The organism is Curvibacter microcysteis, from assembly GCF_028649455.1.
In the GTDB taxonomy this organism is placed as follows: domain Bacteria; phylum Pseudomonadota; class Gammaproteobacteria; order Burkholderiales; family Burkholderiaceae_C; genus Curvibacter; species Curvibacter microcysteis.
In genome coordinates this window covers 36,532-49,563 of sequence record NZ_JAQSIO010000012.1, presented here as the reverse complement: position 1 = coordinate 49,563, position 13,032 = coordinate 36,532, and the positions used below count along the sequence as shown (strand labels likewise).

At 66.7% G+C, this 13,032-nt stretch carries 7 protein-coding genes; 5 read left to right on the top strand and 2 right to left on the bottom strand.

Annotated features, from left to right (window positions below):
- The first annotated feature begins 55 nt into the window (after positions 1 to 55).
- Positions 56 to 1,882, top strand: coding sequence for a DUF294 nucleotidyltransferase-like domain-containing protein (locus PSQ39_RS20355; protein WP_273929295.1), 1,827 nt, complete (start codon positions 56 to 58; stop codon positions 1,880 to 1,882).
- Positions 1,879 to 2,547 (top strand): 3'-5' exonuclease, encoded by a 669-nt coding sequence (locus PSQ39_RS20350; protein ID WP_273929293.1) that lies wholly within the window; start codon positions 1,879 to 1,881, stop codon positions 2,545 to 2,547. The genes PSQ39_RS20355 and PSQ39_RS20350 overlap by 4 nt, the downstream gene beginning before the upstream one ends.
- A 100-nt stretch (positions 2,548 to 2,647) precedes the next feature.
- Here the strand turns inward: PSQ39_RS20350 and PSQ39_RS20345 are convergent, their stop codons facing one another.
- Positions 2,648 to 4,381, bottom strand: a complete 1,734-nt coding sequence (locus PSQ39_RS20345; protein WP_273929291.1) for a cation acetate symporter — start codon at positions 4,379 to 4,381, stop codon at positions 2,648 to 2,650.
- The gene (locus PSQ39_RS20340) at positions 4,378 to 4,686 is read right to left on the bottom strand and encodes a DUF485 domain-containing protein (RefSeq protein ID WP_273929289.1); all 309 of its coding nucleotides are present in this window, start codon (positions 4,684 to 4,686) and stop codon (positions 4,378 to 4,380) included. Before PSQ39_RS20340 ends, PSQ39_RS20345 begins: the two co-directional genes overlap by 4 nt.
- A gap of 381 nt (positions 4,687 to 5,067) precedes the next feature.
- Here PSQ39_RS20340 and PSQ39_RS20335 point away from each other — a divergent pair, with 381 nt between their 5' ends.
- From PSQ39_RS20335 to uvrA, 3 genes are all read left to right on the top strand, one after another.
- Complete coding sequence (locus PSQ39_RS20335; protein ID WP_273929288.1) at positions 5,068 to 6,732, top strand: MFS transporter; 1,665 nt, start codon at positions 5,068 to 5,070, stop codon at positions 6,730 to 6,732.
- Positions 6,733 to 6,902: 170 nt separating this feature from the next.
- Positions 6,903 to 7,130, top strand: a complete 228-nt coding sequence (locus tag PSQ39_RS20330) for a hypothetical protein (protein WP_273929286.1) — start codon at positions 6,903 to 6,905, stop codon at positions 7,128 to 7,130.
- Positions 7,131 to 7,281: 151 nt separating this feature from the next.
- Positions 7,282 to 13,029 carry an excinuclease ABC subunit UvrA gene (gene uvrA / locus PSQ39_RS20325; RefSeq protein WP_273929284.1) on the top strand — a complete coding sequence of 1,916 codons (5,748 nt, stop codon included), beginning with the start codon at positions 7,282 to 7,284 and terminating at the stop codon, positions 13,027 to 13,029.
- Positions 13,030 to 13,032: the final 3 nt, after the last annotated feature.

Genomic DNA, 13,032 nt, shown 5'->3' with positions numbered 1-13,032 from the left:
TGGGAAGAGGGCGACTGGGCGGCGGGTTCGGTGCCTTTGCTGCCAGGAGCCCTGCATGCCCAACGCCTTCAATTTTTCGGCCTCGCCCTTCGATTGCCTCGACCCCGACGAGCAGCGCCTGGTGCGCCAGCATGTGGACGTGGCCTACTTCCGCGCGGGCGAGACCATTCTGGAGCTGGGCAGCGCGCCCAGCCACTTGTTCGTCATCATCAAGGGCTTCGTCAGCCAGCTCGAGGGCGACGAGGTGCTGGCCACCTGCGGGCCCGACGACTGCTTTGACGGCCGTGGCCTGGTGGCCGGCAAGGTCAGCCACCGCTTTGTCGCGGCCGAGGAGGTGGTGGCCTACCAACTGGCCCACCAGGCCGTCAACGAGCTGATCGCCTCCAACGCGGCTTTTGGCGCCTTGTTGTTTTCGGACCTGGGCGACAAGCTCAGCACCCTGGCCCAGCGCCAGGGTCGGCATGAACTCAACTCACTGACCCTGGCCCGCGTCGAGGAGGCCTTTGTGCGGCCCGCCCCCACGGTCGAGGCCGGCCTGGATGTGCTCTCGGTGGTGCGCCTGTTCCAGGCGGAGCGCACCGCCAACGTGCTGGTGCGCGACAGCACCCGGCAGCCCCCGCGCCTGGGCATCTTCACCACCACCGGCCTGCAGCGCGCCGTGCTCGACGGCCGCCCGCTGGACAGCTTGCCCGTGGGCGAGCTGGCCAGCTTTTCCCTGGTCACGGTGCGCCCGGACGACCTGCTGGGCGATGCCATGGCCTTGATGCTGCGCAGCCGGGTGCACCGCGTGGTCGTCATGGCCGGCGACGAGGTGCGGGGCATCCTGGAGGCGCTGGATTTGTTCAGCTTCCTGGGCAACCACTCGCACCTGATCACGGTGCAGATCGAGCAGGCCCGCGACCTGGCCGGGCTGGAGCAGGCGGCGGCGCAGATCAACCGCATGATCAGCCTGCTGTACCGCGGCGGCACCCGCGTGGCCTTGATCGCCAAGCTGGTGCAGCAGCTCAACCTGCGCTTGTTTGAGCGCGCCTGGTCCATGCTGGCGCCCCCCGATCTGGTGGCCAACAGCTGCCTGTTTGTGATGGGCAGCGAAGGGCGTGGCGAGCAGTTGCTCAAGACCGACCAGGACAACGCCCTGGTGCTGCGCGATGGCTACCTGGCGCCGGCCAACCTGGACGCCTTGTGTCAGCGCTTCTCCGAAGTGCTGAGCCGCTTTGGTTACCCCGAATGCCCCGGCGGCATCATGCTGAGCCGCCCCGCCTGGCGCGGCACGGTGGCCGAGTTCAGCCACCGCGTGCGCGACTGGCTGATGGTGCCGGACGCCGAAAAGCTCATGCACCTGGCCATCTTCATGGACGCCCACGCGGTCTGTGGCGACGACCGCCTGCTGGCGGAGGTGCAGCACAGCGTGCACGCGCTGTCGCTGGACAACGAGGCCGCCTTGAGTCGCTTTGCCTCGGCCCTGGACGCGTTTGGCGAGTCCAACAGCTGGCTCGGCCGCCTGTTCTCGCTGGGCGATGAGGCGCGCCAGCTCAACCTCAAGAAAGAAGGCATCTTCCCGCTGGTGCACGGTGTGCGCAGCCTGGCCCTGGCCGGGCGCCTCCGCGAGACCAGCACCAGCGCCCGCTTGCAGGCCCTGGTGGCCCAGGGGGCGCTCAGTGCCGAGATGGGGGACGAGCTGCTGAGCAGCCTGCAGGTCTTCATGGGCCTCAAGCTCAAGGCGGGCCTGGCCGAGTGGGACAAGCAGCGGCCCATCAGCGGCGCCGTCGACCTGGCGGCTTTGAGCGTGCTGGAGCGCGACCTGCTCAAGGACTCGCTGGGCGTGGTCAAGCGCTTCAAGGCCCAGCTGCGCCACCGCTTTCACCTGGACGCTCTGGCATGAGCACGCCGCTGCTTCAGGCCTCGCTGGGCCAGCGCCTGCGCCAGACACTGCGGCGCCAATGGGGCTTGTCCCGTTTGAAGGACCCGGCCTTCGCCGGCTTGTTCGAGCCACCCCCGCCCAACGAATGGGTGTCGCTGGACTGCGAGACCACCGGGCTGAACGTGCGCCAGGACGAGATCGTGTCCATTGGCGCGGTGCGCATCGTCGGCAACCGCTTGATGACCAGTGAGCGGCTGGAGCTGCTGGTGCGCCCCCAGCGTGGTGTGTCGGCCGAGAGCGTGCGCATCCACCGCCTGCGCGAGCGCGATGTGGCCGCGGGCCTGAGCCCTGAAGACGCCGTGCGCCGCCTGCTGCACTTCATTGGCAGCCGGCCTCTGGTGGGCTATTACCTGGAGTTCGATGTCGCCATGCTCAACCGCCTGGTGCGGCCGCTGCTGGGGCAGGGCTTGCCACAGCCCCAGATCGAGGTCTCGGCGCTGTACTACGACCACAAATTCCGCCAGCTGATGCCTTACCAGCAGCACGACAACGCCGACATCGACCTGCGCTTTGCCACCTTGATGGCCGACCTGGACCTGCCGCTGCGCGACGCGCACGACGCCCTCAACGACGCGGTGATGGCCGGCCTGGCCTTCATCAAGCTGCGCGCGCTGCTGGCGCGTTGATCCCACCCGGGGCGCAGGCGAAAAAAAACCGGGCCGAAGCCCGGTTGGGAGGGGCCCCCAGCGGCCCTGAGGCAGGCTGGGAGGCCAGGCAGCGGTGGGCTCAGTGGCCCGAGGCGCCGGCGGCACCGAGGCCGGTTTCCGAGCGCACTTGCTGCGAAGCGAAGGCGGCGCGTTCCTTGGTGGCTTGGGCGCTGCGGTCCAGCACCGAGAACAGCCACACACCGAAGAAGCCGATGGACATCGAGAACAGGGCCGGCGACGAGTAAGGGAACCAGGCCGAGCCCTTGGGGTAGCCCAGCGTGGCTTCCCACACCGAGGGCGACACGATGGTCAGGCCCACCGAGGAGATCAGGCCCAGGAAGCCACCGATCACCGCGCCCTTGGTGGTGCAGTCCTTCCAGAGCACCGACAGGAACAGCACCGGGAAGTTGGCCGAGGCGGCAATCGCGAAGGCCAGCGACACCATGAAGGCGATGTTCTGCTTCTCGAAGGCAATGCCCAGCACCACCGCCACAACGCCCAGGGCGATGGTGGTCAGGCGCGACACCTTCAGCTCGGCGGCGCTGTCGGCCTTGCCATTCTTGAACACGGTGGCGTACAGGTCATGCGACACGGCGGAGGCACCCGACAGGGTCAGGCCCGCCACCACGGCCAAGATGGTGGCAAAGGCCACGGCCGAGATGAAGCCGTAGAACACATCGCCGCCGACCGACTTGGCCACCAGCACCGCCGCCATGTTGGCCGTGCCAGCGCCGCCTTTGATCACGCCCTTGGCCACATCGGCCATTTCGGGGTTGGTCAACACCAGGGTGGTGGCGCCGAAGCCGATGATGAAGATCAGCACGTAGAAGTAGCCAATCCAGGTGGTGGCCCACAGCACCGACTTGCGGGCTTCCTTGGCGTCCGGCACGGTAAAGAAGCGCATCAGGATGTGGGGCAGGCCGGCGGTGCCGAACATCAGCGCCATGCCGAAGGAGATGGCGGAGATCGGGTCCTTGATGAAGCCGCCCGGGCCCATCAGCGACAGGCCGATCTTGGCGGCTTCCTCAGGCGTCTTGCCGGCGTTGGCGGCGATGGCGGCCTTGACCTTCACGCCTTCTGCAAACAGCGCTTCGGGGCTGAAACCGTACTTGGCCAGCACCATGAAGGCCATGAAGCTCACGCCCGCCAGCAGCATGCAGGCCTTGATGATCTGCACCCAGGTGGTGGCGGTCATGCCGCCGAACAGCACGTAGACCATCATCAGCGCGCCGACGATGACCACGGCCATCCAGTACTCCAGGCCGAACAAGAGCTTGATCAGCTGGCCCGCACCCACCATCTGGGCGATCAGGTAGAAGGCCACCACCACCAGGGTGCCCGAGGCCGCGAAGGCGCGGATCGGGGTTTGCTGGAAGCGGTAACCGGCCACGTCGGCAAAGGTGAACTTGCCCAGGTTGCGCAGGCGCTCGGCCATCAGGAAGGTGATGATGGGCCAGCCCACCAGGAAGCCGATCGAGTAGATCAGGCCATCGTAGCCCGTGGCCATCACGGCCGCCGAGATGCCCAGGAAGGAGGCGGCCGACATGTAGTCGCCCGCGATGGCCAGGCCGTTCTGGAATCCGGTGATGCCGCCGCCAGCGGTGTAGAAGTCAGAGGCCGATTTGGTCTTGGCCGCCGCCCATTTGGTGATCCACAGGGTGCCGGCCACGAAGGCGCCGAACATGAGGATGGCGGTCCAGTTGGTGGACTGCTTGGCCGATTCGCCGAGGTCGCCACCGGCGGCCAGAGCGGAGCCCGCAGCCGCCAGGCTCAGTGCCGAAGCCAGGGCCCATTGAAGTGACTTGGTGTTCATTGGTTGGCGTCCTTCAGGATTTCCTTGGTCAGCTGGTCAAACTCGCCGTTGGCGCGCTTCACATAGATGCCGGTGATGATGATGGTGAAGATGATCACGCCCATGCCAATGGGGATGCCCAGCGAGGTCACGCCCTCGCCCACGGGTTGGGCCAGGAAGGGCTTGTTGAAGGCGATCAGCGCGATGTAGCCGTAGTACACGACCAACATCAGCACGGTCAGCAGAAAACCGAGACCGTTGCGTTTTTTCTGCAGCTCTTGGTACTTGGGGTTGCTTTTTATCTTGTCGACAATCGGGTCGCTCATGATGTCTCTCTCCAGTGGGTGGATCGGATGTCAGGGACAGCCGGTGAGGGCTGTCTTGGCGGGTCGATTGTGGGCAGGGGGGCTGACCAAGTCCTTACGTAAGTTAGGGATAAGGAATCTCAGTCAAGAGTCCTTTTGACTTCTTGAAACCCAGTATCCATGCGGTTTTCAAGGGGGTTCTTGATGTTTGTCAATTTGTAAATCCAGGCAAATCAGGGGCCTAGAGAAAGCCCTATCGGTACAAACACTGAGACGGTCGATTTACCGCCTGAACGGCCTTTTTTCTGCCGAATTTGTCAGGGAACGGTCAGCGAATTTTTTGACATTTGATTCCGACACTAGGCGTTAGGTGTCGAACAACAAACCCAAATGGAGACAACCATGGCAGCTGCACCCAGGCCCATGACGGCGGAAGAAAAGAAGGTCATCTTCGCTTCCTCGCTCGGCACCGTATTCGAGTGGTACGACTTCTATCTGTATGGATCGCTGGCGGCGATCATTGCCAAGCAATTTTTCTCGGGCCTGGACCCGAGTGCGGCGTTCATCTTCGCCCTGCTGGCGTTCGCGGCGGGCTTCATCGTGCGCCCCTTCGGTGCGCTGGTGTTCGGCCGACTCGGCGACATGATCGGGCGCAAGTACACCTTCCTGGTGACCATCTTGCTGATGGGCTTGTCGACCTTCATCGTCGGGGTGCTGCCGTCCTACGCCACCATCGGCGTGGCCGCGCCCATCATCTTGATCGCACTGCGCATGCTGCAAGGCCTGGCGCTCGGCGGCGAGTACGGCGGTGCGGCCACCTACGTGGCCGAGCACGCCCCGCACGGCCAGCGCGGTGCCTACACGGCCTGGATCCAGACCACCGCCACCCTGGGCCTGTTCCTGTCGCTGATGGTGATCCTGGGCACCCGCACCGTGATCGGTGAAGCCGCGTTCGCCGATTGGGGCTGGCGCGTGCCTTTCCTGGTGTCCATCCTGCTGCTGGGCATCTCGGTGTTCATCCGCCTCTCGATGAATGAATCGCCTGCCTTCAAGAAGATGAAGGCCGAAGGCAAGACCTCCAAGGCCCCGCTGACCGAAGCTTTCGGCCAATGGAAGAACCTGAAGGTCGTGATCCTGGCCCTGTTCGGTCTGGTCGCTGGTCAAGCCGTGGTGTGGTACACCGGCCAGTTCTATGCGCTGTTCTTCCTGACCAGCGTGCTGAAGGTCGATGGCGCCACCGCCAACATCCTGGTGGCCGTGGCCCTGCTGATTGGTACGCCCTTCTTTGTGGTCTTTGGCGCGCTGTCGGACCGCATCGGTCGCAAACCCATCATCTTGGCGGGCATGCTGCTGGCCGTGGTGACGTACTTCCCGCTGTTCAAGGCCTTGACCAATGCCGCCAACCCGGACCTGGCCGCGGCGCAAGTGAAGAACCAGATCGTGGTGAGCGCTGCTGCCGATGACTGCTCCTTCCAGGGCAACCCGGTGGCGCGTGAAATCGACTTCTACAAGTCCTGCGACATCGCCAAGCGATTCCTGGCCCAGAACTCGGTCAGCTACGACAACCAAGTCGCGGCAGCCCCTGGCCCGGCCAAGGTGAAGATTGGTGACAAGGAAATCACCGCCCCGGTGGGCAAGGTCGTGAACTACAAGTTCGACGAAGACAGCGTCAAGGCCATCGCCGCCTTCAAGAAGGATGTGTCCGAAGCCCTCAAGGCCGCGGGCTACCCCAGCAAGGCCGACCCGGCCAAGGTCGACAAGCTCGCCATCATTGCCATCCTGACGGTGCTGGTGATCTACGTGACCATGGTGTACGGCCCGATCGCCGCCATGCTGGTCGAGCTGTTCCCGACCCGCATCCGCTACACCTCCATGAGCTTGCCGTACCACATCGGCAACGGCTGGTTTGGCGGCTTGCTGCCCACCATCAGCTTTGCCATGGTGGCGCAGAACGGCAACATGTACTACGGCCTCTGGTACCCGATCGTGATCGCTGCGGTCACCCTGGTCATTGGCCTGATCTTCGTGCGTGAAACCAAGGACGTCGACATCTACGCCGGCGACTGAGTCTGAGCCCGGCCGAACTGCCCCGCGGTTCGGCCCCCAGGTGGGTGGTCAGTCCACCCGCCATTCAAGCGAGCCGCTGGCCCTTGTCCGGCGGCTGGCTTGAATGGCGCCACGGGTATGTCGCCGGTGGCCAGTCTGTTCAAGAAGAAGACCGAGTTGGAGATTCAATCATGTGGAAAATTCTTGTGGCGTTCATCGCCTTCGCTGCCGTCGCCATGTTCGTGATCATGAAGGGCGGTGACAGCCTGGACATGGGGGGCGAGAAGCACGGCGCCGACACCCACGCGCCCGAGCCGGCGCCCGCCGCCCCCGCCGCTCCTGCGGCTGCGCCAGCCCCGGCAGCGGCACCCGCTCCTGCCGAGGCCCCGGCGGCCGCCCCCGCTGCGCCCGCCAAGTAAGCCCAGCCTGGCCCGACCGGCCCCGGCCCCCACCAGGGTGCCGGGGCTTTTTTGTGTCCGCTGAGTCGAATCCAAGGGCATTGACCTGGGCCCCAAGGGTCGGCGCCACCCCTGCCTAAAATGTTTGGCCTTCACCCGAATCGAGCACGACATGACCCAGGGACTCATCAAAATCCGCGGCGCCCGCCAGCACAACCTGAAGAACCTCGATCTGGACATCCGCACGGGTGAACTGACCGTGGTCACCGGGCCCAGCGGATCCGGCAAATCCAGCCTGGTGTTCGACACCTTGTATGCCGAAGGCCAGCGCCGCTATGTGGAGACCTTCTCCGCCTACGCGCGCCAGTTCCTGGACCGCATGGACAAGCCCGCCGTGGACCGGGTCGAGGGCGTGCCACCCGCGATCGCCATCGACCAGACCAACCCGGTGCGCAGCTCGCGCTCCACCGTGGGCACGATGACCGAGCTGAACGACCACCTGAAGCTCCTGTTCGCGCGCGCCGCCCAGCTGTTTGACCAGCAGACCGCGCAGCCGGTGCGCCACGATTCGCCCGAAACCATCTACACCCAGCTGCTGGCACGGGCCCAGGCCCAGGCCGTGGACGGCCAGGAGCCGCGCCTGGTGCTGACCTTCCCGGTCGAGCTGCCCGCCAGCACCAGCGCCGAGGAGGTCGAGCAATGGCTGCTGGCCAGCGGTTTCACCCGGGTGCAGGCCGAGCGCGAAGTGGCCACGCCCACCGGCCCGCGCAAGGTGCTGGACGTGGTGGCCGACCGTTTTCGCGTCGGCACAGCGGAGAAGGTGCGCGTCATTGAAGCCATCGAAACAGCCCTCAAGCGCGGCAGCGGGCGCTTGAATGTCTATGCGACCCAGGGCGAGGAAGCGCCTGAACTGTGGCGCTTCTCGACCGGCCTGCACTGCCCGGACAGCGACCAGCGCTACAGCGAGCCGATTCCTTCGGCCTTTTCCTTCAATTCGGCGGTGGGCGCTTGCGAGGTCTGCCGGGGTTTTGGCCGCGTGATCGGCGTCGACTACGGCCTGGTCATCCCCAACGACAAGCTGACCTTGCGGGCCGGTGCCATCAAGCCCATGCAGACGCCGGCCTGGGCCGAGTGCCAGGACGACCTGATGCGCCACGCCGAGGCGGCGGGCATCCCGCGCGACACGCCCTGGTACAAGCTCACCCCCGAACAGCAGCACTGGGTGATCCAGGGCTCGCCCAACTGGAACGGCAAATGGAACCAGCACTGGTACGGCGTCAAGCGCTTCTTCGAGTACCTGGAGACCAAGAGCTACAAGATGCACATCCGGGTGCTGCTGTCCAAGTACCGCAGCTACACCCCGTGCGGCACCTGCGCCGGCGCGCGCCTGAAGACCGAGAGCCTGCTCTGGCGCCTGGGCTCGCGCGAGGCGGCCGACGCCGTGCTGGCCCCGGGCCAGCGCTTCATGCCGGCGGGCGTGGGCTGGCGCCGCGACCAATTGGAGGCCCTGCCAGGGCTGTGCCTGCACGACCTGATGCTCTTGCCGCTGGACCGGTTGCGCCGCTTTTTTGATGCCCTGCACCTGCCGCAGGCCGGCACCGGTGCGGACGGTGAGATCCAGGCCCTGAAGCTGCTGTACGAAGAAATCACCACCCGACTGCGCTACCTGTGCGACGTGGGCATTGGCTACCTGACGCTGGACCGGCAAAGCCGCACCCTGTCGGGCGGCGAGGTGCAGCGCATCAACCTGACCACCGCGCTGGGCACCTCGCTGGTGAACACCTTGTTCGTGCTGGACGAGCCCAGCATCGGCCTGCACCCGCGCGACATGAACCGCATCACTGAGGCCATGCACCGCCTGCGTGACGCGGGCAACACCCTGGTGGTGGTGGAGCACGACCCGGCCGTCATGCTGGCGGCCGACCGCATGATCGACATGGGCCCCGGCCCGGGCGAGCGCGGCGGCGAAATCGTCTTCGACGGCAGCACCGACGATTTGCGCCGTGCCGACACCCTGACCGGCCAGTACCTGGGCGCGCGCAAGCAGGTCAGCCTGGGCTTCCAGCGCCTGGTCACGGACAACACGCCGCGCCTCATCCTGGAAGGCGCGCGCGAGCACAACCTGAAGAACATCTCGGTCGACATCCCCTTGCAACGCCTGGTCTGTGTGACCGGGGTGTCCGGCTCGGGCAAGTCCTCGCTGATCCAGGACGTGCTGGCGCCGGCCCTGCTGCGCCACTTTGGCAAGGCCACCGAAACCCCGGGCCTGCACGACCGCCTGCTGGGCGCCGACCACCTCAGCGAGGTGGTGTTTGTCGACCAGTCGCCGATTGGCAAGACCGCGCGCTCCAACCCCGTCAGCTATGTCGGGGCCTGGGACGCCCTGCGTGAAATCTTCGCCACCGCGCCGCTGGCGCGCGAGCGCTGCTACACCGCCAGCAAGTTCAGCTTCAACAGCGGCGACGGGCGCTGCCCCACCTGCGGCGGCTCGGGCTTTGAGCATGTGGAGATGCAGTTCCTGTCCGACGTCTACCTGCGCTGCCAGGACTGCGACGGCCAGCGCTACCGGCCCGAGATCCTGGAGGTCCAGGTCGAGCGCGGTGGCCGCAGCCTCAGCGTGGCCGGGGTGCTGAACCTGACCGTCAGCGAGGCCGTGGCATTGTTCGCAGGCGACCGCGAGGTGCTGCGCGCGCTGCAGCCCATCGTGGACGTGGGCCTGGAGTACGTCAAGCTGGGCCAGCCCGTGCCCACGCTGTCGGGCGGCGAGGCGCAGCGCCTCAAGCTCGCGGGCTTCCTGGCCGAGGCGGCCAAGAACGGCAGCAGCAGCCGCCAGCCGGTGGCGCGCAAAGGCACGCTGTTCCTGTTCGACGAACCCACCACCGGTCTGCACTTTGACGACATCGCCAAGCTGATGCGCGCGTTGCGCAAGTTGCTGGAGGCCGGGCATTCGCTGCTGGTGATCGAGCACAACCTCGACGTGATCCGGGCCAGCGACTGGCTGATCGACCTGGGCCCCGAAGGCGGTGACGGCGGCGGCCTGATCGTGGCCGAAGGCACCCCCGATGACGTGCGCGCCCACCCCAGCTCGCACACCGGCCAGGCCTTGCGCGAGTACGACCGCAGCATGGGCTTGGGCGCCCACGCGGTGGCCGAAGGCGTGCCGCTGCAGACCCTGATCCGTGCCAAGCGCCAGGCGCCCGCGCACGGGGCCGATGCGATCCAGATCGTCAATGCGCGCGAGCACAACCTCAAAGGCCTGTCGGTGGACATCCCCCGCGGCAAGTTCAGCGTGGTCACGGGCGTCAGCGGCTCGGGCAAGTCGACGCTGGCCTTTGACATCCTGTTCAACGAGGGCCAGCGCCGCTACCTCGAAAGCCTGAACGCCTATGCGCGCAGCATCGTGCAGCCGGCGGGCCGGCCCGAGGTCGACGCGGTCTATGGCATCCCGCCCACGGTGGCCATCGAGCAGCGCCTGTCGCGCGGCGGGCGCAAGTCCACCGTCGGCACCACCACCGAGGTGTGGCACTTCCTGCGCCTGCTCTACGTCAAGCTGGGCGTGCAGCATTGCGTGCACGACGGCGCGGCGGTGCAGCCGCAGACGCTGGACAGCATCGTGGCCCAGCTGATGAAGAACTTCCGGGACCAGCACATCGGTTTGCTGGCGCCCCTGGTGATCAACCGCAAGGGCGTCTACACCGAGCTGGCCGACTGGGCGCGTCCGCGCGGCTACACCCACTTGCGGGTGGACGGCCAGTTCCTGCCCACCACGGGCTTCCCGCGCATCGACCGCTTCAAGGAACACACCATTGAGCTGCCCGTGCTCAGCCTGTGGGTGCGGCCCGACAACGAGGCCTTGCTGCGCAGCGGCCTGGCCACGGCGCTGGACCAGGGCAAGGGCGTGCTGCATGTGCTCAGCGAGCTGGACGGCTTGCAGCAAGCGATCGAAGAAGGTCGCTCCACCGCCGCCATCGGCCGCCTGACCCAGTACAGCACCAAGCGCGCCTGCCCGGTGTGCAGCACCAGCTACGCCGAGCTCGACCCGCGCCTGTTCAGCTACAACAGCAAGCACGGCTGGTGCCCCGACTGCGTGGGCACGGGCGTGCGCCTGAGCAAAGAGCAGCGCAAGGCGCTCGATGACTCGGTGCGTGACGACGACCACAAAGGCCGCGAGCAAACCTTTGCCGAGCCCGAGGTGGAAGACCTGGTCGACGAGGCCTGCCCCAGCTGCGAAGGCACCCGGCTCAACGCGGTGGCGCGGGCGGTCAAGTTCGCCCGTGTCGGCATCACGGACACCGCGCGCCTGTCGGTGCTGGAGGTGCGGCAGTGGGTGGAGTCGCTGTCCCTGGTGGACGAACTCAGCCAGCGTGAGCGCGACATCGCCCGCGACCTGATCCCTGAAATCAAGAGCCGGCTCGACTTCCTCGACGAAGTGGGCCTGGGCTACCTGACGCTGGACCGCGGTGCGCCCACGCTCAGTGGCGGTGAGGCACAACGCATCCGCCTGGCCGCCCAGCTGGGCAGCAACCTGCAAGGTGTTTGCTACGTGCTCGACGAGCCCACCATCGGACTGCACCCGCGCGACAACCAGATCCTGCTCAAGGCCTTGCAAAGCCTCAGCGACAAGGGCAACACCCTGGTGGTGGTGGAGCACGACGAGGACACCATCCGCCACGCCGACCACATCATCGACATCGGCCCCAGCGCTGGCAAGCGCGGGGGCCGCCTGGTGGCCCAGGGCACGGCCGAGCAGATTGGCGCTTGCGCCGAGTCGGTCACCGGCCGCTACCTGCGCGACGCCATGCGTCACCCGCTGGCGCCGCGCCGGCCCGTGCTGTCCGAGCCCGAGGGCGGGCAGTGGCTCAGCGTCACCGGCGCCCAGTTGCACAACCTGGCCAACGTCACGGTGCAGGTGCCGCTCAAGCGCCTGGTGGCGGTGACCGGGGTGTCCGGTTCGGGCAAGTCCACGCTGGCGCGCGATGTGCTGCTGGCCAATGTCCAGGCCCTGGTGGCCTTGCGCAGCACCCAGGCCGGGCGCACCGCGCTGGCCGAAGGCCGCCTGCCGCCCCGCGTGGGCTGCAGCGGCGTGACCGGCTACGAGTCGGTGGACCGCGTGCTGGAAGTGGACCAGACCCCCATCGGCAAGACGCCGCGCAGCTGCCCGGCGACCTACATCGGCTTCTGGGACACCATCCGCAAGCTGTTCGCCGAGACGCTGGAGGCCAAGGCGCGCGGCTACGCGGCGGGGCGCTTCTCCTTCAACACGGGCGAAGGCCGTTGCCCGGCCTGCGAAGGCGCGGGCGTGCGCACCATCGAGATGAGCTTCCTGCCCGATGTGAAAGTGCCTTGCGAGACCTGCCACGGCGCGCGTTTCAACCCCGAGACCCTGGCCGTCACCTGGCGTGGCAAGAGCATTGGCGATGTGTTGCAGATGGAGGTGGATGAGGCGGTCGATTTCTTCGCCTCCATGCCCCACATCAGCCACCCGCTGCAGCTGCTCAAGGACGTGGGTTTGGGCTACCTCACCCTGGGCCAGCCTTCGCCCACGCTGAGCGGCGGCGAGGCACAGCGCATCAAGCTGGTGACCGAGCTCAGCAAGGTGCGCGACGACGTCACCCGGCGCGGCAACAAGGCGCCGCACACCCTGTATGTGCTCGACGAGCCCACCGTGGGGTTGCACATGGCCGATGTCGAGAAGCTCATCCATGTGCTGCACCGCCTGGTCAACGGCGGCCACAGCGTGGTGGTGATCGAGCACGACCTGGACGTGATGGCCGAGGCCGACTGGGTCATTGACCTGGGGCCTGAAGGCGGCAAGGACGGCGGTCGCATCGTGGCCGCCACCACGCCCGAAGGCCTGGTGCAGCGCGGCACCCACACCGGGCGCGCGCTGGCCCCGGTGCTGGCGCGCGGTCTGGCCTGAGCC